The following is a 24,898-nucleotide window of genomic DNA, read 5'->3' on the forward strand; positions in this document are numbered from 1 at the left end:
CGGCTTTCGTGTGTGGCTCGTGTGTGGGAGGACGCAGATGGAGTTGCAGGACACCCCCGAGGAGTGGCAGGTCGTCGCGACGACGACCCCGTTCCAGGGAAAGAAGACGAGTGTCCGTGCGGACGACGTGGTCATGCCCGACGGCACGGTCGCGCGCCGCGACTACCAGGTCCACCCCGGTTCGGTGGCGGTCCTCGCCCTCGACGACCAGGACCGGGTGCTGCTGCTCAAGCAGTACCGGCACCCCGTCAAGCAGAAGCTGTGGGAGATCCCGGCGGGGCTCCTCGACGTGCCGGGGGAGAACCCGCTGCACGCCGCGCAACGCGAACTGTACGAGGAGGCGCACGTCAAGGCCGAGGACTGGCGGGTCCTGGCCGACGTCTACACGACGCCCGGCGGCTGCGACGAGGCGGTACGGATCTTCCTGGCGCGGCATCTGTCGGAGGCGGAGGGCGAACGCTTCGCGGTCGCGGAGGAAGAGGCGGACATGGAGCTGGCCCGTGTGCCGCTGGCGGACCTGGTGAAGGGCGTGCTGGCGGGGGAGCTGCACAACAACTGCCTGGTGGTGGGCGTCCTTTCGCTGACGGCGGCCCGCTCGGGCGAGGGCCTCGACGCCCTGCGGCCGGCGACCGCCCCCTGGCCTGCGCGACCTTTCGAGGCGTAGCCCCCACCCCGTCGGCGGGCGTGGCCGGTCTGAAGATCTGCTGATCCGATCGGGGGAACTGTCCGCCCTGCTCCGCCGGGTCCGGCACATGCGCTGAACTACGCTCGGGATCGCCCGTGCGGAGCCCCCCGCGGGATCGGCTCGTGCGCAGGTGGACGGGAGCGTGGCCCGTGACGGATCAGGCGGTGGCAGCGGGCGGGGTGCGGAACTTCTTCGGGCGGCAGCGGGAGTTGAAAGCCCTGCGCGCCGACATCGAACGGACCGGACTCGACACCCTCGCCGGCCGCAAGGCCCCCCGCGCGCGCGTCCTCCTGATCGCGGGCCGTCCCGGCTCGGGGCGGACCGCGCTCGCCGAGGAGCTCGTCGCCGGGCTCGTGGCCGCCTACCCCGACGGGGTGTTCCGCGCCCGGCTGACCGAGCCGGGCGGCGACCCGGTTCCCACCGCGCGCGTCGCCCAGGGCCTGCTCCAGGACCTGGACGTCGCCGAACCCCCCGGCGCCGCCGAGGACGAGCTGACCGAGCTGGTCCGCGAGGCCCTCGCCGAACGCCGTACCGTCCTCGTCCTCGACGACGCCGTCGACGCCGAGCAGGTCGACCCCCTCATCCCCGACAACCCCGACGCCCTCGTCGTCGCCGTGGCCAGAGGACCGCTGACCGGGATCCCCGACGTCCGCCCGTGCACCCTCGGCGGCCTCGACCCCAAGTCGGCGATCGAGCTGCTCACCACCTACACCGGTTCCGTCCGGGTGACGGTCGACCCGCAGGCCGCCGAGACCCTGGCCGAGGAGTGCGGCGGCCAGCCCGCCGCCGTCGTCCTCGCCGGCGGCTGGCTCGCCGCCCGCCCCAAGGCCTCCGTCGCCGACCTGGCCAAGCGGCTGCGCGCCCTCTCCGGAGACCCGCTCTCCCGCACGTTCCGGCTGGCCCACGAGTCGCTCGCCCAGCCCGCCGCCCGGATACTGCGATTCCTCGCCCTCGCCCCCCTCGGCCGCGCCGACGCGCACACCGCCTCCGCCCTGGCCGGCTGCTCCGTCTCGGCGGCCGCCGGCACCCTGGGCGGCTTCGTCTCCCTGGGCCTTGTCACGGACCGCGGGGACGGTCAGTACGAGGTCCCGGGCCATCTCGTCCCCCTCCTGCGCGCGGAGATGGAGGAGCGCGACCGCCCCGCCGAGGTGCAGCTCGCCCGGGCCCGGATGCTGGAGCGGACCGTCCGGCTCCTCCAGTCCTGCCGGGCCGTGACCGAGCCCGAGGGATCCCCCGCCCGCAAGAAGCTCGCCGGGCTGCCCCGTGCCCTGCGCTTCCCGAACGTGCCCTCCGCCGCCGAGTGGCTGGCGAGCCGGCGGCCCGTGCTGCTCGCCTCCGCCCGTCTCGCCGTCGCCGACGGCGAGCTCGACACCCTGGCACGCCGGCTCGTCGCCGCCCTGGTCAGGGCCGAGACGGCGCACCGGGGCGCGGAGGCCGCGGCGCCCGAGCTGTACGGCCTGCACCGGCTGGTCCTGGACGTGGCCGAGCGGCGCGGGCTGCACCGGGAGCGGGCCGCCGCGCTGCTGAACCTCGCCGATCTCGACGCCAAGACCGGCCGTACCCAGGACGCCCTGGCCCGCTACCGGACCGCTCTGGACGCCGGAAGGGCAGCGAACGACCCGTACGCGATCGGCCGGGCGATGGAATCCGTAGGCGGTTCCTACCAGGAGCTCGGGGACTGGCAGCGGGCCGGCGACTGGTACGGCCGCGCGCTCGCCCAGCGCCTGGCCCGCGACGAGCGGGCCGACCAGGCCCGGCTGTACGCACGGCTCGGCGCGGTGCAGACCTATGCGGGCCGCTACGGCGAGGCCCTGCGGAACTGGCGAGCCGCCGCCGCGGGGTACCGGCGGCTCGCCGATCTGCCCGGCTACGCGCGGGCGTTGAGCGAGGCGGCCCGGGTCCAGGAGTACGCCGGCCGGCCCGAGGAATCCCTGCGGACCTGCGAGGAGGCGGTGGAGTGGGCCCGGCGCGCCCAGGACGTACGGCTCCAGGCCGCGCTGCAGCTCAGGCTGGCCGACACGCTCGACCGGCTCGGCGACCCCGCAGCGGCCCGATTGCACCGGTCCGCGGCCGAAAGGCTCCTGGGAAGTGAAGCTTCCGCCTGCGAAATCCGTAGTGCTTCTGTCGAAGATTAATGCTTTGCAAGGCTAGACAGGGGGAACTCCTTCATTAGACTGGGTGCGCCGCGTTCGACCGCGGTCTGTCCCGGTGCGCCGCAGTGCATGCGGGTATGTATCGCATTGCCCCCAGTTATCCCCCTGATTCAAGGACCGTGATCGACGATGAAGGTCGGCATCCCCCGCGAGGTCAAGAACAACGAGTTCCGCGTGGCCATCACCCCCGCCGGTGTCCACGAGCTCGTCCGCAACGGCCACCAGGTCTTCGTCGAGCAGAACGCCGGTGTCGGCTCCTCGATCACGGACGAGGAGTACGTCTCCGCCGGCGCCGAGATCCTGGCCACCGCCGACGAGGTCTGGGCCACGGCCGACCTGCTGCTGAAGGTCAAGGAGCCCATCGCGGAGGAGTACCACCGCCTCCGCAAGGACCAGACGCTCTTCACCTACCTGCACCTCGCCGCGTCCCGCGAGTGCACGGACGCCCTGCTGGAGTCCGGCACCACCGCCATCGCGTACGAGACCGTCGAGACCGCGAACCGCGCGCTGCCGCTGCTCGCCCCGATGTCCGAGGTCGCGGGCCGCCTGGCCCCGCAGGTCGGCGCCTACCACCTGATGCGCTCGGTCGGCGGCCGTGGCGTGCTCCCCGGCGGCGTCCCCGGCACCCACGCCGGCGAGTGCGTCGTCATCGGCGGCGGCGTCTCCGGCTGGAACGCCACCCAGATCGCCGTCGGCATGGGCTTCCACGTGACCCTGCTCGACCGTGACATCAACAAGCTCCGCGAGGCCGACAAGATCTTCGGCACCAAGGTGAAGACGATCGTCTCCAACGCCTTCGAGCTGGAGAAGGCCGTCATCGAGGCCGACCTCGTCATCGGCGCCGTCCTCATCCCGGGCGCCAAGGCCCCGAAGCTGGTCACCAACGAGCTCGTCGCCAAGATGAAGCCCGGAAGTGTCCTTGTCGACATTGCGATCGACCAGGGCGGCTGCTTCGAGGACTCGCACCCGACCACCCACGCCGAGCCGACCTTCCAGGTCCACAACTCGGTCTTCTACTGCGTCGCCAACATGCCGGGCGCGGTGCCGAACACCTCCACGTACGCCCTCACCAACGCCACGCTGCCCTACATCGTGTCGCTGGCGAACAACGGCTGGGTCGAGGCGCTGCGCCGCGACTCCGCGCTCGCCCTGGGCCTCAACACCCATGACGGCAAGGTCATTTACAAGGAGGTCGCCGAGGCTCACGGTCTCGAGCACGTCGACCTGAACAGCCTCCTGGGCTGACGCTCTTGGACGGGGCGTCAACGCGCGCCGTCAACCTCACACATCCGGCCGGACCTTGTGCACCAAGGTCCGGCCGGATGTGCTTCCGGCCACTTGGGGGGCCTTGTTCAACTCGCCTCGAACGTAACCCTTTAACCGTTTCGCACACCCCTGAAACGTACGGATGCATGGCTGCGCACCCTTGACAGAGGGGTGTTCGGTTGCCGACACATCGGGCCGGGTCCGGCGGATTGTGTTGCTGCGGAGCGGTGACACGCCATAGAGTCGCCAACCGTCGGCATGGTGCCACGCTGACCTATCGATAAATGTTCCTGGTCACATCCAAGGAGGTAAGACGACTTGTGAATGAGTCGACATTTACTCCCGGGGGCGGACAGCCAGGAATCCCTGTCGGCTCCGTCGCTGTCCGCACCTTCGCGACCAACGCGACGCCTCAGCCCATGACGACAGACCACACGATGAAGATGATGGACGGCCTACACGTGAACGCCACGGCCGGCAACGAGAGTGGCCGAGAGTCCACCCACTTCGCCGCCTACGACGAGGTGCCCGAGGGGCACTTCTACGATCCCGACGCCGAGTACGAGCCCGACCCGGAGTACGCGGCCACCCTCGCACCGGACGCTGCCCGGCAGCGCCGCGAGCGGATCGGCCCCACCGGACGGCCCCTGCCGTACTTCCCGATCCCGGGCCCGCTGACCGATCACGGACCCGCGAAGATCATCGCGATGTGCAACCAGAAGGGCGGCGTCGGCAAGACCACGTCGACCATCAACCTGGGCGCCGCGCTCGCGGAGTACGGGCGGCGGGTGCTGCTCGTCGACTTCGACCCGCAGGGAGCCCTGTCGGTCGGTCTCGGTGTGAACCCGATGGAGCTCGACCTCACCGTCTACAACCTGCTCATGGAGCGGGGCATGTCGGCGGACGAGGTGCTGCTCAAGACCGCTGTGCCCAACATGGACCTGCTGCCCAGCAATATCGATTTGTCTGCGGCCGAGGTGCAGTTGGTCAGCGAGGTCGCGCGCGAGTCCACGCTCCAGCGTGCCCTGAAGCCGCTGATGAACGACTACGACTACATCGTGATCGACTGTCAGCCCTCGCTCGGTCTGCTGACCGTGAACGCGCTGACGGCGGCTCACAAGGTCATCGTGCCGCTGGAATGCGAGTTCTTCGCGCTGCGCGGTGTGGCCCTGCTGACCGAGACGATCGAGAAGGTCCAGGAGCGGCTCAACCCCGAGCTCGAGCTCGACGGCATCCTCGCCACGATGTACGACTCCCGGACCGTGCACAGCCGTGAGGTGCTCGCGCGGGTCGTCGAGGCCTTCGACGACCACGTGTACCACACGGTGATCGGCCGGACCGTGCGCTTTCCGGAGACCACGGTCGCCGGTGAGCCGATCACGACCTACGCGTCGAACTCGGTGGGTGCCGCCGCCTATCGCCAGCTCGCCAGGGAGGTGCTCGCCCGGTGTCACGCCGAGTGAGTCTGCCCGGCGCCGACGAACTGTTCCGTACGACCGGGGGGATGGCGCTGCAGTCCTCCTCGCCCCGCAGGGGCGAGACGGCCGCCGCCCGGGTGCCGGCTCCGGCGGGCGAGAGCGACACGGAGGCGGCGGCGGAGGGATCCTCCGGCTCGGGTTCGTCCGCGGAGCACTCGGCGGCCGAGCCCGCGGAGCAGGGGGAGCCTCGGGCCCGCACGGCGGAGCCCGCACCGGCGCGCCGCCGCGGCAGGTCGCCGAACCGGCGGCCGAGCGGGCGTGAGCGGCACGACGAGAAGATCACGGTCTACGTCTCCGCCGAGGAGCTGATGGACCTGGAGCACGCGCGTCTGGTGCTCCGTGGCGAGCACGGGCTCGCCGTGGACCGGGGCCGGATCGTCCGTGAGGCGGTCGCGGTGGTCCTGGCGGACCTGGAGTCCCGGGGCGACGCGAGCATCCTCGTGCGCCGCCTGCGCGGCCGCTGACGATAGCCTGCGGGCTGCCGCACCCCCGCTCCTCCCTGGACACCGATGCCCCCGCCCCCCGACGAAACGTCCCGCCCAGCCCGCCGCCGCGCCCTGGGCCGCGGCCCGGGCGCATCCCGCCCGACGCCACCCGCCGGGGAGCCCGCGGCTCCTGAGCCCCGGTCCGACGACGGGTCCGACGACGGGTCCGACCACGGGTCCGACCACGTCGAGGCCCCGGAGGCGGCCTTCGAGACCCCGTCCGTCCTGGAAGTCGTCCAGGAGGGCGGGTCCCGCTGCGCCGGGGACGAGGCGGGCGAGACCCCAGGGTCCGTCGTCGAGACCGCGGCGCCCGTACCGGACGCAGGTGGGCAGACGACTGCCGACCGGGCCCTCGCCCGGGACCGGGCGGGCGAGACCCCGGGGTCCGTCGTCGAGACCGCGCCCGTATCGGACGTCGGTGGGCAGACGACTGCCGACCGGGCCACCGGCGTGGCCCTGGCCGCTCCGCGCGTCGGCGACGCTTCCGAGGACACGCTCCTGGCCGCCGGCCCGACCGGCGGGCAGCGCGCGACGCCCGCGGTGCTCGGCTCCGCGGGTGATCCGGCCGGTCGTGAGGGCACCGCCGGCGCTGCCGAGGCGATCGCCCCCGGCGCCCCCGCCGAGGGCGGGCCCGGCGGTGACGACGGGCGCTTCACCGTGCGGCTGGCGAACTTCGAGGGGCCCTTCGATCTGCTGCTGCAGCTCATCTCGAAGCACAAGCTCGACGTCACCGAGGTCGCCCTCTCCAAGGTCACCGACGAGTTCATGGCGCACATCCGCGCCATGGGGCCCGACTGGGACCTCGATCAGACCACCGAGTTCCTCGTCGTCGCCGCCACGCTGCTCGATCTCAAGGCCGCCCGGCTGCTCCCCGCCGCCGAGGTGGAGGACGAGGCCGATCTCGCGCTCCTGGAGGCCAGGGACCTGCTCTTCGCGCGGCTGCTGCAGTACCGCGCGTACAAGCAGATCGCCGCGATCTTCGAGGACCGCTGGGAGACCGAGGGCCGGCGCTACCCCCGGACCGTCGGCCTCGAGGCCCACCACGCCGAACTGCTCCCCGAGGTCGTCATCTCCATCGGCGCCGAGGGCTTCGCCAAGCTCGCCGTCAAGGCCATGCAGCCCAGGGCCAAGCCGCAGGTGTACGTCGACCACATCCACGCCCCGCTCGTCAGCGTCCGCGAGCAGGCGCAGATCGTCGTGGCCCTCCTCAAGGAGCGGGGGTCGGTCGGCTTCCGGGAGCTCACCGAGGACGCCGACGGCACCCTCACCGTCGTCGCCCGCTTCCTCGCGCTCCTGGAGCTCTACCGGGAGAAGGCCGTCGCCCTCGACCAGGAGGACGCCCTCGGCGAGCTCACCGTCACCTGGGTCGGCGGGGACGCCCAGGCGGCCGTCACCGACGAGTTCGATCAAGCAGTAAGGGAGGAGAAGGCATGAGCGACCTCAAGCCCGCCCTCGAAGCCGTCCTCATGGTCGTCGACGAGCCGGCCACCGAGGCCCATCTCGCCAAGGTCCTGGAGCGGACCCCGCTCGAGGTCGGCGACGCACTGCGCGAGCTCGCCGACGAGTACACCGTCCAGGGCCGCGGCTTCGAGCTGCGCCTCGTGGCCGGTGGCTGGCGTTTCTACACCCGCGCGGAGTTCGCCCCGGCCGTCGAGGCATTCGTCCTCGACGGTCAGCAGGCCCGCCTCACGCAGGCGGCCCTGGAGACCCTCGCCGTCGTCGCGTACCGCCAGCCGGTCAGCCGGTCCAGGGTCTCCGCGGTCCGCGGAGTCAACTGCGACGGCGTCATGCGCACCCTCCTCCAGCGCGGTCTCGTGGAGGAGGCGGGCGCGGAACCCGAAACAGGTGCGATCCTGTACAGGACGACGAACTACTTCCTGGAGCGAATGGGCCTGCGCGGCCTGGACGAGCTCCCGGAGCTCGCGCCCTTCCTCCCCGAGGCGGACGCGATCGAGGCGGAGACGCTGGAAGGGGTCCCGTCGTTCGACCCGGACCTCCCGGATCACGAAGACGCAGACGACAAGACGACGGACATTTGATGCGAAGCAGCAGCGGCAGGAACAGCGGAAACAACGGCGGGAGCCGTGGTGGCAACAGCGGTGGCCGCGGCAATTACCGGGGCGCCGGCAACAGCCGCGACGACCGGCAGGGCGGCGGTCGCCCGCGCAAGCCGCGCCCCGAGGAGCGCAGCTACGACGTGGGCGGCTCCGGCGGCCCCTCCGACGGCCCCAAGCGCGGCCGTGGCTCCGCCGCCCGCGGTGGCGCCAAGGGCGGACCGAAGCAGTCGCCGCAGCGCGGCGGCGGCCGTACGGCCCCGGCTCGCTCCCGCGAGTACGACGCCCGTACGGAGGAGCGGAACCGGGAGCGGTACGCGAACAAGCCGGAGATCAAGACCCCGAAGACCTTCCCCGGCGCCGAGCAGGAGGGCGAGCGGCTGCAGAAGGTGCTCGCCCGCGCCGGCATGGGCTCGCGGCGTGCCTGCGAGGAGCTGATCGAGCAGGCCAGGGTCGAGGTCAACGGCGAGATCGTGCTCGAGCAGGGCATGCGCGTGGACCCGGAGAAGGACGAGATCAAGGTCGACGGCCTCACCGTCGCGACCCAGTCGCACATCTTCTTCGCGCTGAACAAGCCGGCCGGTGTCGTCTCCACGATGGAGGACCCGGACGGCCGCCAGTGCCTCGGTGACTACGTCACCAACCGCGAGACCCGGCTCTTCCACGTCGGCCGCCTCGACACCGAGACCGAGGGCATCATCCTCCTCACCAACCACGGTGAGCTGGCCCATCGCCTCACGCACCCGAAGTACGGCGTGAAGAAGACCTACCTGGCCGCCATCACGGGCCCGCTGCCGCGCGAGGTCGGCAAGCGGCTCAAGGAGGGCATCCAGCTGGAGGACGGCTACGCCCGCGCCGACCACTTCCGTGTCGTGGAGCAGATCGGCAAGAACTACCTGGTCGAGGTCACGCTGCACGAGGGCCGCAAGCACATCGTGCGCCGGATGCTCGCCGAGGCGGGCTTCCCGGTCGAGAAGCTCGTCCGCACGGCCTTCGGCCCGATCGCCCTTGGCGACCAGAAGTCGGGCTGGCTGCGCCGGCTGACCAACACCGAGGTCGGCATGCTGATGAAGGAAGTCGGCATGTAGCCCCGTCGCCGTACCAGAGAAGAAGCCCGTGACCGCCCGGCGGTCACGGGCTTCTTCGCTGTCGTTTCGCACTTGTGGTCGAAGCCCGCCGCCCTTTATAGTCAACATGACTCTTAAGGAGGCGGGCGTGAGCCTCGCGAACGTTCTCGAACCCCTGCAGCAACCGCTCTTCACCGTCCTCGACACCCCGGTCAGCTGGACCGAGGTGCTCGGTTTCGGCAGCGGCGCGCTCTGCGTCTGGCTCGTCGCCCGCCAGCACATCGCCAACTGGCCCATCGGCATCGCCAACAACCTCTTCTTCATCCTGCTCTTCACGCAGGCGGGGTTGTACGCCGACGCCGGTCTCCAGATCGTCTTCATCACCCTCGCCGTGTACGGCTGGTGGACCTGGACCCACGGGGGTGGACCAGGCTCCGACATCCTCCCGGTGCGCCGCACCTCGCGCACCGAGTGGACGTGGCTGCTCACGGCGGGGGTGGTGGGGACCCTCGGGCTCACCCTGCTGCTCGACCGCGCCACCGACTCGACCGTCCCCTTCTGGGACGCCCTGACGACCGCGCTCTCCCTGATGGCGACCTACGGCCAGTGCCGGAAGCGGCTGGAGTCCTGGTGGCTCTGGATCGCCGCCGACATCGTGTACGTGCCCCTGTACGCCTACAAGGAGCTGTACCTGACCTCCCTGCTGTACGTCGGGTTCATGACGCTCTGCGTCCTCGGCCTGCGCAGCTGGAGCCGTGACCTCACCGCACGGCGCGCACTTCCCGCGGAGGCGACGGCATGAAGCGCTACGGACACGGCCTGGTCCTCGGCAAGTTCTATCCGCCGCACGCCGGCCACCACCATCTCGTCCGCACGGCCCGCGACCGCTGCGAGCGCCTCACCGTGCTCGTCTGCGCCTCCTCCGTGGAGAGCCTGTCCCTGGAGGACCGCATCGCCTGGATGCGGGAGATCCACCCCGACGTCCTGGTCGTCGGCGCCGTCGACGACATCCCCGTCGACCTCCACGACCCCGATGTGTGGGCCGCCCACATGGCCGTCTTCCGGACCGCGGTGCCCGAACGCGTCGACGCCGTCTTCACCTCGGAGCCGTACGGCGAGGAACTCGGCCGCCGCTTCGACGCCGAGTCCGTCTCCGTCGACCCGGACCGTACGCTCTTCCCCGTCTCCGGCACCGCCGTCCGCAAGGACCCCGTCGGCTGCTGGGACTACCTGGAACCGCCGGTACGGGCCGCGCTCACCCGGCGCGTGGTCGTCCTCGGCGCCGAGTCCACCGGCACCACCACCATGGCCCGCGCCCTGGCCGAGCACTACCGGGCCCGGGGCGGCGTCTGGGCCCGCACCCGCTACGTACCGGAGTACGGGCGCGAGTTCAGCGAACTCAAGCTCGCCGAACTGCGCGCCGAGCGCCCCGATGCCGGCTGGGAGGACGTCCGCTTCCACACGGAGGACTTCCCGCTGATCGCGCTGCGCCAGAGCGAGCTGGAGGAGGAGGCCGCCCGCGCCGGCTCGCCCGTGCTCTTCTGCGACACCGACGCCTTCGCCACCACCATCTGGCACGAGCGGTACATGGGCACCGCCAGCCCGGCCACCGGCGAGATCGCGGCCCGCGGCCGGCAGCACCTGTGGCTGCTGACCGACCACCGGGGAGTCGACTTCGAGGACGACGGGCTGCGCGACGGGGAGCACCTGCGGCCCTGGATGACCGCCCGCTTCGTCACCCAGCTCGCCCACACGGGCCGCCGGACCGCCGTCCTCAGCGGTCCGCACGAGGAGCGGCTCGCCGCGGCCGTCGCCGCAGTGGACGCGCTGCTCGCCGAGGGCTGGGACCTCTCCGATCCCCTCCCGGAGCGCCGATGACCTCTCCCCGGGCCCCCGAGGGCTACGACCCGTACGCCTTCGAGCCGTTCGCCGTCACCGCCGACCTCGCCGTGTTCACCCTCCGCGAGGAGCGGCTGCACGTCCTGCTCGTGGAGCGCGGCCAGGAGCCGTACGCCGGGGCCTGGGCGCTGCCCGGCGGATTCGTGCTGCCCCGGGAGTCGGCCGAGCGGGCCGCTCGCCGCGAACTGGCCGAGGAGACCGGTCTGTCCGAGGACACCGTCTCCGGACTGCACCTCGAACAACTGCGGACGTACAGCGAACCGGACCGCGACCCGAGGATGCGGGTGGTCTCGGTCGCGTTCACCGCGCTCGTCCCCGATCCTCCCGAGCCGCGCGGCGGCGGTGACGCGGCGCGGGCGCAGTGGATGCCGTACGGGACGCAGCGGACGTACGGGCCCCTCGCCTTCGACCACGACCGGATCCTCGCCGACGCGCACGAACGGGTCGGCGCCAAGCTCGAGTACACCTGTCTCGCCACCGCCTTCTGCCCGCCCGAGTTCACGCTCGGCGAGCTGCGGCAGGTGTACGAGACGGTCTGGGGCGTCGAGCTCGACCGCCCCAACTTCCGGCGCAAGGTCCTCGCCACGCCCGGCTTCGTCCAGGTCGTGGAAGGACCGCCGCGCCTCACCGGCGGACGGGGGAAACCGGCCGCTCTCTACCGGGCGGGAGAGGCCACGGCTCTCCACCCGCCGCTGCTGCGACCGGAAGGACGCTCCACATGACGAAGCAGGCCGCCACCGGCTCCCTGATCGGGCTGGCCCTCGGGGACGCCCTCGGCTTCCCGACCGAGTTCAACGACGTGCCGTCGATCCTCGCGAAGTTCGGTCCCTGGCGCGGGATGGAGCTGCCGGGGAAGCCGCAGGGGAAGGCGTACGTCACGGACGACACGCAGATGACCCTGGCCCTCGCGCGGGGCATCAGGACCGCCATGGACCGCGGCGTGCTCGCCCCGCTGCGGCTGGCGCGGCCGGTCCGGGAGGAGTTCGTCGACTGGTACCACTCCCCGGAGAACAACCGCGCGCCGGGAAACACATGTCTGCGCGCGTGCATGCTCCTCGACAGCGACCGTGCGTGGCAGGACGCCAGCCAGATCCACTCCAAGGGCTGTGGCGCCAACATGCGCGTGGCGCCGCTCGGGCTCGTGCCCGGCCTGAGCGACGAGCAGCGGGCCGGCGCGGCCCAGCTCCAGTCGGCCCTCACCCACGGGCACCCCACGGCGCTGGCCGCCTCCGACCTGACGGCCCGCGCGGTGCACCTGCTCGCCCAGGGCGTCGAACCGACGGGGCTGGTGGGCCACCTGCGCTCGTACGCCTACGAGAACCGCTCCGTCTACCGCGACACCTGGCTCGGCGACCTGTGGACCCGCTCCCAGGACCCCTCGGCCCGGCACTTCATCGAGCGCGGCTGGGACGAGTGCCTGGCCGTCCTGGAGAGGCTGGACGCCGTCCAGCGCACGGCGGACCCGGAGCTCGACCCCTGTGAGTACACCGGCGACGGCTGGATCGCCGAAGAGGCCCTGGCCACCGGCCTCCTCTGCTTCCTGCTCTTCCCCGAAGCCCCCCTCACGGCCCTCCGCCGCGCCGCCTGCACCCGCGGGGACTCGGACTCGATCGCCTGCCTGACGGGCGCGTTCGCGGGCGCCCACCTGGGCGCGGGCGCGTGGCCGAAGGAGTGGGAGGAGCGGATCGAGTACCGCAGCGAGCTGTTGACGTTCGGGGCGCTCTGGGACGCTTGATCCATGACCGTAGCTCTCATACCCGACGTCGACCTCTCCGCGGTCGTGGCGGAACAGGCCGACCCCCTGATCTTCGCGACCGTCTCCGGCGCGCACCTGTACGGATTCCCGTCCCGTGACTCGGACGTGGACCTGCGCGGGGCGCATCTGCTGCCGGTGGAGGGACTGATCGGGCTGCGCGAGCCCGAGGAGACCCGGTCCCGGATGTGGGACAGGGACGGCGTGGAGATGGACCTCGTCACGCACGATCTGCGGAAGTTCGTCCGGCTGATGCTGCGCCGCAACGGCTACGTACTGGAGCAGCTGCTCTCCCCGCTGGTGGCGCACACCTCGGACGCCCACGCCGAGCTCGTCTCCCTGGCTCCGCAGGTGCTCACCCACCATCACGTGCATCACTACCGCGGGTTCGCCGGTACGCAATGGCGGCTGTTCGAGAAGACCGAGGAGCTGAAGCCGCTGCTCTACACCTTCCGCGCGCTGCTCACCGGGATCCATCTCATGCGCGCGGGCGAGGTCCAGGCGCATCTGCCCACGCTCGTCGGGGAGGTGCCCGAGGCGCCCGCGTACACGGCCGAGCTGATCGCCGCTAAGGAGGCGGCCGAGCACGGAGCCGCGGAGGTCGACCTCGGGCGCGTCCGTCGTGATGTGGAGGCCCTGCACGGCGCGCTGGACGCGGCCCAGGCCGCCTCGGGGCTCGGGGACGCCCCGGGGGCCCACGACGCCCTGCACGACTTCGTCGTACGGACCCGGCTAGAGCGCGCTCCGAGCTGAGGTCCGGCGGGCGCGGATCAGGAAGTCCTCGACGCGGCGGTGGTCCGGGGCCGAGGGGAGGGGCGAGCCGGTGGCGGCCGAGTCCGCCTCCTCCGTGAGGCGGGTCATCCAGGACTCGACCTCGGGCCAGGGGACCTCGCCGCGCTTCACCGCGAGGAGCCGTTCGCGCTCGTCGCCGACGTGGATCGTCAGCTCACCGGTCCGCAGCAGGTCGCGGCAGCTCATGAGCAGGCGCAGCAGGTGCATGGCGTGCTTCCAGCGCGGCTCCCCGTACTGGCGGACGTCCGCGTCGAGCTTCCTGCGCTGGCCGCCCGCGTACCGTACGAAGGTCTGGTGCGCCTGGCGGGAGAGGAACGCCTCGCGCAGCGCGACCAGTTCGCGGCCGATGTCGTCGATGTGCTCGACGACGGGGGAGTGCAGACACTCCAGAACGTTGGGGTTGGCGCGCAGGGCCAGCTCGCAGAAGCGTTCCAGCTCCCAGCTGAACTGCTCCTCGCCCGGCCCCTCGACATGCGCCGGCGGCTTGTCGAAGCGCCAGAAGAGCGGCGTCGGGGCGAGGAAGACGCCCCGGCGGTCGGTGTCGCTGCCCTCGGTGTCCAGACCGAAAGCGCGCGACCCCATGACACAGGAGTAGATCGTGTGGTCGCGCACCAGGTCCGTCGAAGTCATGTGCGACAGGCTACGCGAGGGTGATGCTGTCCCCCGACACGGTGATCTCTTCGGCCGGAAGCGGGCGCGTCGCAGGTCCCGCGGCCACCGAGCCGTCCGCGATACGGAACTTGGAGCCGTGACAGGGGCAGTCGATCGTGCCGTTCTCGACCTTGCCGACCGTGCAGCCCTGGTGGGTGCAGATCGCGGAGAACGCCTTGAACTCGCCGGCCGTGGGCTGGGTGACGACGACCTTCTCCTCCTTGAAGATCGTGCCACCGCCGACCGGGATCTCGGAGGTCTCGGCGAGAGCGTCCCCGGGGGGCGGGGGAGGGGGCGGCTCGGTCGCGGGCGCCGAGGTCGTCGCCGGCGTCGCGGGCGCCGGCGTCTCGGCTGCGGTGGTGCCCGGGGGCGTCGGCGAGGCGGTCGTTCCGCCGTTGTCGCCGTCCGAGCCGCAGCCGGTGGTCAGGGCGGCGACCGAACCCGCACCGGCCAGCAGCACGGTACGGCGGGGCGTGGCATCTGGATTCATGCCGTACAGCTTGATGGCGCCCCCCGCCGGTGGCCCGCAACACGCCTGGACCCGGGGCGCCGGCTCCCTCGCACGGCCGTCGGCTCCGCACACCCCCGGATACGCCGAGTGGCGGCACGGTCCGGCTCGGGTGACATTGGCCGTGTTCCGTACCGGACGAAAGCTGGGCCCCGGTGTCTCGGTGGGCGGTCGCCGCGACGGTGCGTCCGCCCGGCTGACTAGGCTGATCGGAGCAGAGGTCGGGTCGGACGAGGAGCACCACGTGGCGGTACGAACCGCCCGAGGCACCGTCCAGCAGGAGAGGGACGAGGTCGGACACATGCACGAGCAGGTCAAGGAGCCCGCCCAGTGAGAACCGCGCTCGTCATCGGAACCGGCCTGATCGGCACCTCGGCGGCGCTCGCCCTCGCGGGGCGCGGCATCGCCGTCCACCTCCGCGACCACGACCCCGCCCGCGCCCGGACGGCGGCGGCGCTCGGCGCCGGTACGGACGAGGCGCCCGAGGGCCCCGTCGACCTCGCGATCATCGCCGTACCCCCGGCGCACGTGGCGACCACGCTCGCCACGGCCATGAGTGACGGGCTCGCGCGCGGCTACCTGGACGTGGCGAGCGTGAAGGGCGGGCCGAAGCGCGAGCTGGAGGAGCTGGGGCTCGACCTCACCACGTACATCGGGACGCATCCGATGTCCGGCAAGGAGCGCTCGGGACCGCTGGCGGCGACGGCGGACCTCTTCGAGGGGCGCCCGTGGGTGCTGACGCCCGGCCGCGACACCGACACCGAGGTCCTGAACCTGGCCCTGGAGCTGGTCGCGCTCTGCCGCGCCGTCCCGGTCGTCATGGACGCGGACGCGCACGACCGCGCGGTCGCCCTCGTCTCGCACACCCCTCAGCTGGTGTCGTCGATGGTCGCCGCGCGCCTGGAGGAGGCGGACGAGACGGCCGTACGGCTGTGCGGACAGGGCATCCGCGACGTCACCCGGATCGCGGCCTCCGACCCCCGCATGTGGGTCGAGATCCTCACGGCGAACCCCGGGCCCGTCGCGGACGTCCTCGCCGGTGTCGCCGCCGACCTGGACGAGACGGTCCGCGCGCTCCGCTCCCTCCAGTCCACGGACGAGGAGAAGCGGCGGGAGGGCACGAGCGGCGTCGAGGACGTCCTGCGCCGCGGCAACGCGGGCCGCGCGCGGGTCCCGGGCAAGCACGGTGCCGCGCCGGCGCAGTACGAGACCGTCGCCGTCCTCATCAGCGACCAGCCCGGCGAGCTCGCCCGCATCTTCGCGGACGCGGGCCGGGCGGGCGTCAACATCGAAGACGTCCGCATCGAACACGCGACCGGTCAGCAGGCGGGTCTGGTCCAGCTGATGGTGACCCCCTCGGCGGCGCCGGTCCTCGGAGAGGCGCTGAAGGAACGGGGCTGGGCGCTGCGCGCGGGGTGACGAGCGCTCGGAGGCCCGTTCGGCCGGACGGGTGGCTGGGACTCGGTAACCTTGTGGGGGCCGCGCATGTCCGCGAGGCCTCACCGCTCACCCCAGGAAGGTGTTCCCCACCGTGGAAACCGTGATCGTCGCCATCGACGGGCCCTCCGGCACGGGCAAGTCGAGCACCTCGAAGGCGGTTGCCGCCAAGCTGGGGCTGAGCTACCTGGACACCGGGGCGCAGTACCGGGCGATCACCTGGTGGATGATCAGCAACGGCGTCGACGTCAACGACGCCGATGCCGTCGCCAACGCCTCCGCCAAGCCCGACATCGTCTCCGGCACCGACCCGGCCCGCCCGACGATCACCGTCGACGGCGCCGACGCCGCCGGACCCATCCGCACCGAAGAGGTCACCTCCAAGGTCAGCGCCGTCAGCGCCGTCCCCGAGGTGCGGGCCCGGATCACCGAGCTCCAGCGGACCATCGCCAAGAACGCCGAGGGCGGCATCGTCGTCGAGGGGCGCGACATCGGTACCACGGTCCTGCCGGACGCCGACCTCAAGATCTTCCTCACCGCGTCCCCCGAGGCCCGCGCCGCCCGCCGCTCCGGCGAGCTCAAGGGCGCCGACGTGGCCGCCACCCAGCAGGCCCTGATCAAGCGGGACGCGGCCGACTCCAGCCGTAAGACCTCCCCGCTCGCCAAGGCCGACGACGCCGTCGAGGTCGACACCACGGACCTCACGCTGGACCAGGTCATCGAGTGCGTCGTGACCCTGGTGGAGGAGAAGAGGACGGCCGCGAAGTGACCCAGCCCTCCGAGCGGGGCGCCGCCGTCGGGCGCGGCATCGGCATCGGGCTGATGTACGGCCTGTGGAAGCCGCGCGTCCTCGGCGCCTGGCGGGTGCCGGCCTCCGGCCCCGTCATCCTCGCCGTCAACCACGCGCACAACATCGACGGCCCCATGCTCATGGGCACCGCACCCCGCCCCGTGCACTTCCTGATCAAGAAGGAAGCGTTCGTCGGGCCCCTCGGGCCCTTCCTGGAGGGCATCGGGCAGGTCAAGGTGGACCGCGAGAGCACGGACCGGAACGCCATCGGCAACGCCCTCGCGGTCCTGGACCACGGCGGCGTCCTCGGGATCTTCCCCGAGGGCACCCGCGGTGAGGGCGACTTCGCCTCCCTGCGCGCCGGCCTCGCCTACTTCGCCGTCCGCAGTGGCGCCCCGATCGTCCCGGTGGCTGTCTTGGGAAGCTCCGATCGCCGCGGACGGTTGATCAAGGCGCTGCCTCCGCTGCGCAGCCGCGTCGACGTCGTCTTCGGCGACGCCTTCGAGGCAGGCGACGGCAGTGGCCGGCGCACCCGCAAGGCGCTGGACGACGCCACCGTACGGATTCAGGACCGGCTCACCGCCCACCTGAAAAACGCCAGGCGCCTCACCGGGCGCTGAGTGAGACTCTGAGTAGTGGGTTCGCACCCACCGACCACGAATGATCAAGGAACGGACTTCATGAACGACCAGCACGACCACGGGGCACTTGGCGACGCCGAGTACGCGGAGTTCATGGAGCTCGCCGCGGAAGAGGGCTTCGACATCGAGGAGGTCGAGGGTGCGATCGAGGAGGCCGGGCACGGCCCGCTCCCCGTCCTCGCCGTCGTCGGCCGCCCCAATGTCGGCAAATCGACCCTGGTGAACCGGATCATCGGCCGCCGCGAGGCCGTCGTCGAGGACAAGCCCGGCGTCACCCGCGACCGCGTCACGTACGAGGCCGAATGGGCCGGCCGCCGCTTCAAGGTCGTCGACACCGGCGGCTGGGAGCAGGACGTCCTCGGCATCGACGCCTCCGTCGCCGCCCAGGCCGAGTACGCCATCGAGGCGGCCGACGCCTGTGTCTTCGTCGTGGACGCCACCGTCGGCGCCACCGACACCGACGAGGCCGTCGTCAAGCTGCTGCGCCGCGCCGGAAAGCCGGTCGTCCTCTGCGCCAACAAGGTGGACGGCCCCTCCGGCGAGGCCGACGCCACCGCCCTGTGGTCGCTCGGCCTCGGCGAGCCCTACCCGGTCTCCTCGCTGCACGGCCGCGGTACGGGCGACATGCTCGACGCCGTCCTCGAGGCGCTGCCCGAGGCCCCTGCCCAGCGCTTCGGCAACGTGGTCGGCGGCCCGCGCCGCATCGCCCTCATCGGCCGCCCGAACGTCGGCAAGTCCTCGCTCCTGAACAAGGTCGCCAACGAGGACCGCGTCGTCGTCAACGAGCTGGCCGGCACCACCCGCGACCCGGTCGACGAGCTGATCGAACTCGGCGGCAAGACCTGGAAGTTCGTCGACACCGCCGGTATCCGCAAGAAGGTCCACCTCCAGGAGGGCGCGGACTACTACGCCTCCCTGCGCACCGCCGCCGCGGTCGAGAAGGCCGAGGTCGCCGTCGTCCTGATCGACACCACCGACAACATCTCGGTCCAGGACCAGCGCATCATCACCATGGCGGTCGAGTCGGGCCGCGCGCTCGTCATCGCCTACAACAAGTGGGACGAGCTCGACGAGGAGCGGCGCTACTACCTGGAGCGCGAGATCGAGACCGAGATGCAGCAGGTCTCCTGGGCGCCCCGGGTCAACGTCTCCGCCAAGACCGGCCGTCACATGGACAAGCTCGTCCCGGCCATCGAGACCGCGCTCGCCGGCTGGGAGACCCGCGTCCCCACCGGCCGTCTGAACGCCTTCCTCGGCGAGCTGGTCGCGGCCCACCCGCACCCGATCCGCGGCGGCAAGCAGCCCCGCATCCTCTTCGGTACGCAGGCGGGCACCAAGCCGCCCCGCTTCGTGCTCTTCGCCTCCGGCTTCCTGGAGGCCGGCTACCGGCGCTTCGTGGAGCGTCGGCTGCGCGAGGAGTTCGGCTTCGAGGGCACCCCGATCCACATCTCGGTGCGTGTCCGCGAGAAGCGCGGCCGCAAGAAGTAGTCGTGGAGTGAGTACGGCGGAGGGCCGGGGCGATGCGCCCCGGCCCTCCGCCGTACCGTGCTCCGTCCTACAGCCCCCTGCGGGGCGCCGGTGGCAGCGCCGCCTGCGTGGGGTGGTGCTGCGCCGACCACGCCGCCGGATACGCCCCGTACCGGCTCCCGTGCCCGGACCCCGGACTGTGGAGCCCCGCGCTCAGCGGCGTACCGAAGGCCCGGAAGCCCAGATCGTCCTCGCCGCTGCGGTCACCCGGCAGCGCCCGGAACGACCGGCGGTACTCCGAGTACAGAGCGTCGTAGATCGGCGTGGCCGACTGGCCCGACGTGACGTCCTGCGCGGGGCGCATGGAGGGGATCTGACTCGGATACGGCTGGCGGAGTGGGTCGTATGTGTGCACGTATGTGCCAACGACCTCGTGGTCCGTCGGATGCGGGCGGCTCTCGGAAACCGGAGGCCGCCGGGGGCGGGGGACGGTCGGAACCCACGGGCCGGGCCCCAGTGGCCTTATGCCCGTGCGTCCGTGCTCCCTCACGTGCCGGCCAGCGGCATCGCGGCAGCGACCAGCCGGCCGTTGGCCGCGGCCTTCTCCAGGGCGTCGCGGAGCAGGTCCTCGCGCGGCTGCTGACCGATCGAGCCGACCGGGGCGGCGAAGACCAGGACCGTGTGCGACTTGTTGGCCGCCGCACGCCAGCCCTCGGTGACCTGGAGCGGCTGGTGCGCCTGCCACCAGGCGACCTGGCCGCTGCCGCCCGTACCCGGCTGGAGCACGGAGTGCAGCTGGCCCATGGCGACGAGCACGGACCAGCCGGGCAGGACGCCCGGCTTCTGGTTCACATCGCCGATCGGCTGGAAGCCCTGCTCGATCAGGAGCGGCAGGAACTCGTCGCTCAGCCCGTCCGAGCCCGGGCGGGCGACCGGCGCGGTCGGTTCGACGACCAGCGCCGGGTGCAGCTCGCCGTCGATCAGCACGAGACCGCTCGTCACGCCGAGGACGGCCTGCTCGGGGTGGGCCGCGCCGAGCGCGTCCGCCGCGTCCGTCGCGGCGATGGAGCGGACGGCGCCCTGGAGCTGCTCCTCGGCGACCTGGACGACCTGGGACGGAATGCAGCTGGCGTGGGCGAACGCCAGTACGGCGGTCTCCTCGCCGACGAACAGCACCGTGCTCGTACGCTCCTGGTCGGAGTCGCCCGGCGTGCGGCAGGAGGTGCAGTCGTAGCTGCCCGGGGCGTTGTCGCCGGCGAGCAGCCGGTCCGCTTCTTCGTCGCCGATCTCGGCGCGTACGTCCTCGCTGACGTCGAGCATGCGCGGCACGGGGGGCTCCCTGGACTCGGTACGTGCGACGCCGGGCGGATCCCGGCTCGTCTCATGACGAGTTCAACGGGGAAGGCTCGGCCGGGGTCACGCGTCCCGGTACGGCAACTTGTGTGACTCCGACCGGGTGGGGGATGCGGGCCGCCCCGCGCGGCACGGCGCCGGCAGGCGGGTGTGCTGTCTAGCCTGCCGCGATGTCGAAGATCCTATTGTGGGCAGCCGGGGCGTCCGCCGCCGCGCTGCTGGCCCTCGTCCCGGCGCCGGCTCAGGCACAGGCGCCGCACGTCCCCGCCGCCCCCGCCTACGCCTGCGCCAAGGACCAGTGGCCGTGGGGCTGCGTCGCCGAGTGCGAGAGCAGCGGCCGCTGGCACATCAACACCGGCAACGGCTTCTACGGCGGACTCCAGTTCTGGCAGCCGACCTGGGTCGAGCACGGCGGCCTGCGTTACGCCCGGCGCGCCGACCTGGCGACCCGTCAGCAGCAGATCGCCGTCGCGGAGGAGGTCCTGCGCACCCAGGGGTGGAAGGCGTGGCCGGTCTGCTCGAAGCGGTACGGGCTGAGCGGGCGGGCCCATGTCGTGCAGCGGGGCGACACCCTCAGCTCGATCGCCCGCCGCTTCGGGATCGCCGGCGGCTGGCAGGCGCTGTACGCGGCGAACCGGAGCCTGATCGGGCCGGACCCGGACCGGCTCATGACCGGGACGATGCTGCGCATCTCGCCCCTCACCGTCCTGCGGTGAACTCGGCGGCCTCCCCGCTGAACGCGAGGGAGCCGCGCCGCAGTTCGTGCAGCAGCGTGCCGGGCGGCAGCCCGGGCGGGGGGCGCTGCTCGGCGAGCACCACGGCGGCCCCGCCCGGCCGGGCGAGGGCGGCGAGCAGCCCGTACGTACGGGAGGAGGCCTCGGGGGACAGGCCGAGGGACGGCTCGTCGACCAGGACCACGCGGGCGGGGGTCAGCAGGGCCCGGGCGAGCGCGAGCATCCGGCGCTCGCCGCCGGAGAGGGTGCCGGCCGGGTGCGTGAGGAGGCGCGCGAGTTCGGGGTACGCCGCCAGGGCCCGATCCCGGTCCCCGGCGGCCAGCTCCAGGTTCTCGGCGACGGTCAGCGTCGCGAACACCGCACGGAGATCCGGTACGAAGCAGAGGCCGCGCCGGGCCCGGTCGTGCGCGTGGAGGCGGGTGACGTCCGCGCCTCGCCAGACGACCGTGCCGGAGGCCAGGGGCACGGTCCCGGCGAGGGCGCGCAGGGCGGTCGTACGGCCGGAGCCGTTGCGGCCGACGAGGACGGTGACGGTGGCGGGCGGGACGGGCAGGTCGAGGCCGTGCAGGGCCTCCAGGGGGCCGTAGCGGACGCGGGCGGAGCGCAGGGCGATCTCGACGCTCATGACACGATCCGGCCTCCCTCCATGGTGTGCACGGTGTGGGCGATGCCGGCGACGAGGTCCGGGTCGTGCTCGACGACGAGGAGGGTGAGGCCGTCCGCGGCGAGTGCGGCGAGGACCCGGGCGAGGGCGGCGGTCTCCGTGGCGTCGAGCCCGGCGGCGGGCTCGTCCAGGAGGAGGGTGTGCGGGCCGCCGGCGAGCGCGCGGGCCAGTTCGACCCGACGCAGGGTGCCGGTGGGGAGGTCGGCGGCGGGGCGGTGGCGGACGGCTCCGGAGAGGCCGAGGAGACGGAGGGTCTGTTCGAGGGTGCGGGTGTCGGTGTGGGCGTGGCCCTGCTCTGCTCCGAGGCGGACGTTGTCCTCGACGGTGAGCGAGGGGAAGACGGCGAGCTGCTGGAAGGAGCGGGCGACGCCGAGCCGGGTGCGGGCGTGGGCGGGGCGGGCGGTGATGTCCGCGCCGTCGAGGGTGACGCGGCCGCGGGTGGGGCGGAGGGTTCCGGCGAGGCAGTCGAAGAGGGTGCTCTTGCCGGCGCCGTTGGGGCCGACGAGGGCGGTGACGCGGCCGGGGGTGAGGTCGATGCTGACGTCGGTGAGGGCGGTGAGGCCACCGGGGTAGGTGAGGGTGAGGTGGTGAGCGCGCAGCCGTGCGGGGGGCGGTGCCGGTGCCGGCCGGTGGGGGCGCGTTCGGCCTGCGGCCGGGCCGGGAAGCCCACCCGCTCCACGTGTCGACAGAGACACGGGTCCACCTGTGGGTGGTGGCCCGGCGTCGGCGGCCACGGGCGAGGCCGGAGGGGGAGATACGACCGCCGTGGGTCCCTTGGACACCGGGTGCTCGCCCGGTGGCGCCGCTGCGGTGCGTCTACCGGGCGCGGCCACGGCTTCCGGTGGCGCCGTACGCCGGACCGGCAGCCAGGACGTCAGGGGAGGCACCCGGCCCACCAGGGCTGCCAGGATGCCGATCGCGGCCGCTGCCACGCCGCCCCTCGTGCCCGCGTCCAGGCCGACCAGGAGGGCCGCGGCGGCCAGCGGGGAGAGGAGGCTGTCGGCGCCCAGGACGATGATCGCGGCGAACCAGAGGAGGCCGCGTACCGGGTCGTAGGCCTCCGGGTCGAAGGCGCGCAGGCCCATGCCCAGCAGGCCGCCGCCCAGGGCGGCCAGGGCCGCGCCCAGGACGAAGGCCAGGAGCTTGAGGAGGCTCACCCGCACCCCGGCCGCCTCCGCGCCCGCCTCGTGGTCGCGCAGTGCGGCGAGCGCCCGGCCCGTACGGCCCCGGCGCAGCGCCGCGACCAGCAGCAGACAGGCCGCCAGGACCACCAGCTCCAGGGCGTAGTAGCGGCGGTCGTCCGAGAAGCCCGCCGGCCGGCCGAGCTCCAGGCCGGCCGTCGCGTACGGCTGCGCGAAGACGAACCGGCTCACCGCCACCCCGACGGCCAGCGTCGCCAGCGCCAGCGCCAGCCCGTGCCGGCGGATCGCCGGCCACCCCGTGACCAGGCCCAGCGGTGCCACCAGCAGCACCGCGAACCCCAGCGCCACCAGCTCCGGCAGGCCCCCGGCCGCGAGGAGCGCCGTGAACAGGGCGCCCAGACCCGCGTACGCCGCCTGCCCCAGCGCGATCTGCCCTCCCCGGCCGGTCACCACCACCAGCGACAGCAGCACGATCGCGAGGGCCGGTACCTGGATCGAGGTGTGCAGGTCCGTGCCCGCGAAGCCCAGGGGGAGCAGGAAGAGCACACCCGCTGTGAGCCACGCGCCGGGCGGCACCTGTGGCCGCCCCGACGGCGGCGGCAGCGCGTCCCGGCCCCGGCCCCCGACCCCCGGCAGGACCAGCGCCGCCACCAGCAGGGCCACCACGAAGAGGTTCGCCCCGACCGCCTGCACCAGCGGCCCCGCCCAGCCCTCCGGGTGGAAGCGGGTCAGCTGTGCCTGGGCGACGCCGATCGCGAGCGCCGTCACGATCGCGACCGGCAGGCTCCGCATCCTGGCCACGACCGCGACCGCGATCACCTCGACGACGAGCAGCGGCATCCCGTACGGATCGAGCCGTACGTGGGGCGCGAGCAGCACCCCCGTGAGACCCGCGGTGAACGCGCCGAACGCCCAGCCGACCGCCGACACCCGGTCCGCGTCGATCCCGCCCAGCATGGCCAGCGGCCGGTTGTCGACCACGGCCCGCAGCTCCCGCCCGAACCGGGTCCACCGCGTCACGGCCCCGACCGCCGCGGCCAGCAGCACGACCGCCGCGAGCTGGGTCCACGGATCGTCGCCGAGCAGCACCGGCGCGTCCGCCCGCGCCCCGCCGCCCCACACCAGCGCAGCCCCGCCCACGAGCAGCACGAAGACCCCGATGGACGCCACCAGGGTCTGCGCCGGACCGGCGCCGACGAGCGCCAGCGGCCGGAAGACGGCCCGGTCGAGGACCAGGCCGATCCCAGGAGCCACCACCAGCAGGGTCAGGAGCGCGCCGAGCGGCAGGGGCCAGCCCCACTCCACCACCAGCTGCCGCAGCACGTACGCGCAGACCATGGCGATCGCGCCGTGCGCCAGATTGAGCACGCCGGTCGCGCGGTACGTGACGATCAGCCCGATGCCGGTGAGCGCGGCAGCGCTGCCGACCGCGAGACCGGCGAGCGTGAGGTCGTACGTCAGCGAGGCCACGGCTCACACACCGGACAGGGGTCGAGCTCGGCGTCCCCCGCCGGTTCGGCATCAGCCCGGCCCGCCACCAGTGGGCAGTCCGGCCGGTGCGCGAGCGTCCCGCCCGGCACCCGGACCGGAGGCTCGTCCGACGAGGGCGGGGCCGTGTCCTCCGCGGCCTCGGGAGCAGGCGCGGGGCGGCGCACCGGAATCCGGCCCGCCGCCCCGACCAGGACCGCCCCGGCCACGATCAGCGCCGCCCCCGGCACCGTGCACGAGGCGAGATAGGGCAGCTGCCGCTCCGCGAAGCGCTCGCCTGAGATCCCGTACCACCCGAGGACGCAGAGCACCGCGCCCCCGGCGGCCGCCGCGAGCCCGCCCCACAGCAGTACCCGGGATGTCGGCACGGGACCTCCCTCGCGACGGCGAG

General features: G+C 72.8%; 25 protein-coding genes. 18 read left to right on the plus strand and 7 right to left on the minus strand.

Annotation, left to right across the window (positions count from 1 at the left end):
* The first annotated feature begins 37 nt into the window (after nucleotides 1-37).
* From ABZ939_RS00115 to ABZ939_RS00175, 13 genes are all read left to right on the plus strand, one after another.
* Nucleotides 38-664 carry an NUDIX hydrolase gene (locus ABZ939_RS00115; RefSeq protein WP_361846793.1) on the plus strand — a complete coding sequence of 209 codons (627 nt, stop codon included), beginning with the start codon at nucleotides 38-40 and terminating at the stop codon, nucleotides 662-664.
* 170 nt (nucleotides 665-834) lie between these two features.
* The gene (locus ABZ939_RS00120; RefSeq protein WP_361846796.1) at nucleotides 835-2,820 is read left to right on the plus strand and encodes a tetratricopeptide repeat protein; all 1,986 of its coding nucleotides are present in this window, start codon (nucleotides 835-837) and stop codon (nucleotides 2,818-2,820) included.
* Between the two features lie 147 nt (nucleotides 2,821-2,967).
* Nucleotides 2,968-4,083 carry an alanine dehydrogenase gene (gene ald / locus ABZ939_RS00125; protein ID WP_361846799.1) on the plus strand — a complete coding sequence of 372 codons (1,116 nt, stop codon included), beginning with the start codon at nucleotides 2,968-2,970 and terminating at the stop codon, nucleotides 4,081-4,083.
* 440 nt (nucleotides 4,084-4,523) lie between these two features.
* Nucleotides 4,524-5,567, plus strand: a complete 1,044-nt coding sequence (locus ABZ939_RS00130; RefSeq protein WP_361846802.1) for a ParA family protein — start codon at nucleotides 4,524-4,526, stop codon at nucleotides 5,565-5,567.
* On the plus strand, nucleotides 5,552-6,046 hold the full coding sequence (locus tag ABZ939_RS00135; protein ID WP_361846805.1) for a hypothetical protein: 495 nt from the start codon (nucleotides 5,552-5,554) through the stop codon (nucleotides 6,044-6,046). Before ABZ939_RS00130 ends, ABZ939_RS00135 begins: the two co-directional genes overlap by 16 nt.
* A 45-nt stretch (nucleotides 6,047-6,091) precedes the next feature.
* Nucleotides 6,092-7,501, plus strand: a complete 1,410-nt coding sequence (locus ABZ939_RS00140) for a segregation/condensation protein A (protein ID WP_361846808.1) — start codon at nucleotides 6,092-6,094, stop codon at nucleotides 7,499-7,501.
* Entirely contained in the window at nucleotides 7,498-8,106 is a 609-nt protein-coding gene (gene scpB / locus ABZ939_RS00145) for an SMC-Scp complex subunit ScpB (protein ID WP_361846811.1), read from the plus strand. Before ABZ939_RS00140 ends, scpB begins: the two co-directional genes overlap by 4 nt.
* Nucleotides 8,106-9,209: a pseudouridine synthase gene (locus ABZ939_RS00150; RefSeq protein WP_361846814.1), complete on the plus strand. Its 1,104-nt coding sequence runs from the start codon at nucleotides 8,106-8,108 to the stop codon at nucleotides 9,207-9,209. Before scpB ends, ABZ939_RS00150 begins: the two co-directional genes overlap by 1 nt.
* A 127-nt stretch (nucleotides 9,210-9,336) precedes the next feature.
* Entirely contained in the window at nucleotides 9,337-9,990 is a 654-nt protein-coding gene (gene pnuC, locus ABZ939_RS00155) for a nicotinamide riboside transporter PnuC (RefSeq protein WP_361846817.1), read from the plus strand.
* Complete coding sequence (locus ABZ939_RS00160; RefSeq protein WP_361846820.1) at nucleotides 9,987-11,066, plus strand: AAA family ATPase; 1,080 nt, start codon at nucleotides 9,987-9,989, stop codon at nucleotides 11,064-11,066. The genes pnuC and ABZ939_RS00160 overlap by 4 nt, the downstream gene beginning before the upstream one ends.
* Nucleotides 11,063-11,809, plus strand: a complete 747-nt coding sequence (locus ABZ939_RS00165; RefSeq protein ID WP_361846823.1) for an NUDIX domain-containing protein — start codon at nucleotides 11,063-11,065, stop codon at nucleotides 11,807-11,809. Before ABZ939_RS00160 ends, ABZ939_RS00165 begins: the two co-directional genes overlap by 4 nt.
* Nucleotides 11,806-12,822 (plus strand): ADP-ribosylglycohydrolase family protein, encoded by a 1,017-nt coding sequence (locus ABZ939_RS00170; RefSeq protein ID WP_361846826.1) that lies wholly within the window; start codon nucleotides 11,806-11,808, stop codon nucleotides 12,820-12,822. Before ABZ939_RS00165 ends, ABZ939_RS00170 begins: the two co-directional genes overlap by 4 nt.
* 3 nt (nucleotides 12,823-12,825) lie before the next feature.
* Nucleotides 12,826-13,593, plus strand: a complete 768-nt coding sequence (locus ABZ939_RS00175) for a nucleotidyltransferase domain-containing protein (protein ID WP_361846829.1) — start codon at nucleotides 12,826-12,828, stop codon at nucleotides 13,591-13,593.
* Here the strand turns inward: ABZ939_RS00175 and ABZ939_RS00180 are convergent.
* Both ABZ939_RS00180 and ABZ939_RS00185 read right to left on the minus strand, forming a co-directional pair.
* Entirely contained in the window at nucleotides 13,573-14,262 is a 690-nt protein-coding gene (locus ABZ939_RS00180) for a nucleotidyltransferase domain-containing protein (protein ID WP_361846832.1), read from the minus strand. The two genes, ABZ939_RS00175 and ABZ939_RS00180, sit on opposite strands and share 21 nt — an antisense overlap.
* Nucleotides 14,263-14,272: 10 nt before the next feature.
* On the minus strand, nucleotides 14,273-14,773 hold the full coding sequence (locus ABZ939_RS00185) for a Rieske (2Fe-2S) protein (protein ID WP_361846835.1): 501 nt from the start codon (nucleotides 14,771-14,773) through the stop codon (nucleotides 14,273-14,275).
* 348 nt (nucleotides 14,774-15,121) lie between these two features.
* Between ABZ939_RS00185 and ABZ939_RS00190 the strand changes: the two genes are divergently transcribed.
* From ABZ939_RS00190 to der, 4 genes are all read left to right on the plus strand, one after another.
* On the plus strand, nucleotides 15,122-16,210 hold the full coding sequence (locus ABZ939_RS00190) for a prephenate dehydrogenase (protein WP_361846838.1): 1,089 nt from the start codon (nucleotides 15,122-15,124) through the stop codon (nucleotides 16,208-16,210).
* A gap of 112 nt (nucleotides 16,211-16,322) precedes the next feature.
* A complete protein-coding gene (gene cmk / locus ABZ939_RS00195) occupies nucleotides 16,323-16,997 on the plus strand; it encodes a (d)CMP kinase (protein WP_361846841.1) in 675 nt (224 codons plus the stop codon).
* Nucleotides 16,994-17,638 carry a lysophospholipid acyltransferase family protein gene (locus ABZ939_RS00200; protein WP_361846843.1) on the plus strand — a complete coding sequence of 215 codons (645 nt, stop codon included), beginning with the start codon at nucleotides 16,994-16,996 and terminating at the stop codon, nucleotides 17,636-17,638. Before cmk ends, ABZ939_RS00200 begins: the two co-directional genes overlap by 4 nt.
* Before the next feature lie 60 nt (nucleotides 17,639-17,698).
* Nucleotides 17,699-19,147 (plus strand): ribosome biogenesis GTPase Der, encoded by a 1,449-nt coding sequence (gene der / locus ABZ939_RS00205; RefSeq protein WP_361846846.1) that lies wholly within the window; start codon nucleotides 17,699-17,701, stop codon nucleotides 19,145-19,147.
* A gap of 67 nt (nucleotides 19,148-19,214) precedes the next feature.
* On the opposite strand, the gene ABZ939_RS00210 is transcribed toward der, so the two are convergent.
* Together ABZ939_RS00210 and ABZ939_RS00215 are read right to left on the minus strand one after the other, a co-directional pair.
* A complete protein-coding gene (locus ABZ939_RS00210; protein WP_361846849.1) occupies nucleotides 19,215-19,541 on the minus strand; it encodes a hypothetical protein in 327 nt (108 codons plus the stop codon).
* 131 nt (nucleotides 19,542-19,672) lie between these two features.
* Nucleotides 19,673-20,455 (minus strand): hypothetical protein, encoded by a 783-nt coding sequence (locus ABZ939_RS00215; protein WP_361846852.1) that lies wholly within the window; start codon nucleotides 20,453-20,455, stop codon nucleotides 19,673-19,675.
* 194 nt (nucleotides 20,456-20,649) lie between these two features.
* On the opposite strand from ABZ939_RS00215, the gene ABZ939_RS00220 reads away from it, so the two are divergent.
* Nucleotides 20,650-21,195, plus strand: coding sequence for a transglycosylase family protein (locus tag ABZ939_RS00220; protein WP_361846855.1), 546 nt, complete (start codon nucleotides 20,650-20,652; stop codon nucleotides 21,193-21,195).
* Here the strand turns inward: ABZ939_RS00220 and ABZ939_RS00225 are convergent.
* From ABZ939_RS00225 to ABZ939_RS00235, 3 genes are read right to left on the minus strand one after another with little or no spacing between them, the layout of a single operon-like run.
* Nucleotides 21,179-21,838 (minus strand): ATP-binding cassette domain-containing protein, encoded by a 660-nt coding sequence (locus ABZ939_RS00225; protein ID WP_361846858.1) that lies wholly within the window; start codon nucleotides 21,836-21,838, stop codon nucleotides 21,179-21,181. The two genes, ABZ939_RS00220 and ABZ939_RS00225, sit on opposite strands and share 17 nt — an antisense overlap.
* Entirely contained in the window at nucleotides 21,835-24,489 is a 2,655-nt protein-coding gene (locus tag ABZ939_RS00230) for an ATP-binding cassette domain-containing protein (RefSeq protein WP_361846860.1), read from the minus strand. Before ABZ939_RS00230 ends, ABZ939_RS00225 begins: the two co-directional genes overlap by 4 nt.
* Nucleotides 24,477-24,875: a hypothetical protein gene (locus ABZ939_RS00235; protein WP_361846863.1), complete on the minus strand. Its 399-nt coding sequence runs from the start codon at nucleotides 24,873-24,875 to the stop codon at nucleotides 24,477-24,479. The genes ABZ939_RS00230 and ABZ939_RS00235 overlap by 13 nt, the downstream gene beginning before the upstream one ends.
* Nucleotides 24,876-24,898 lie beyond the last annotated feature (23 nt).

Source organism: Streptomyces sp. NPDC046712 (assembly GCF_040645695.1).
In the GTDB taxonomy this organism is placed as follows: Bacteria; Actinomycetota; Actinomycetes; order Streptomycetales; family Streptomycetaceae; genus Streptomyces.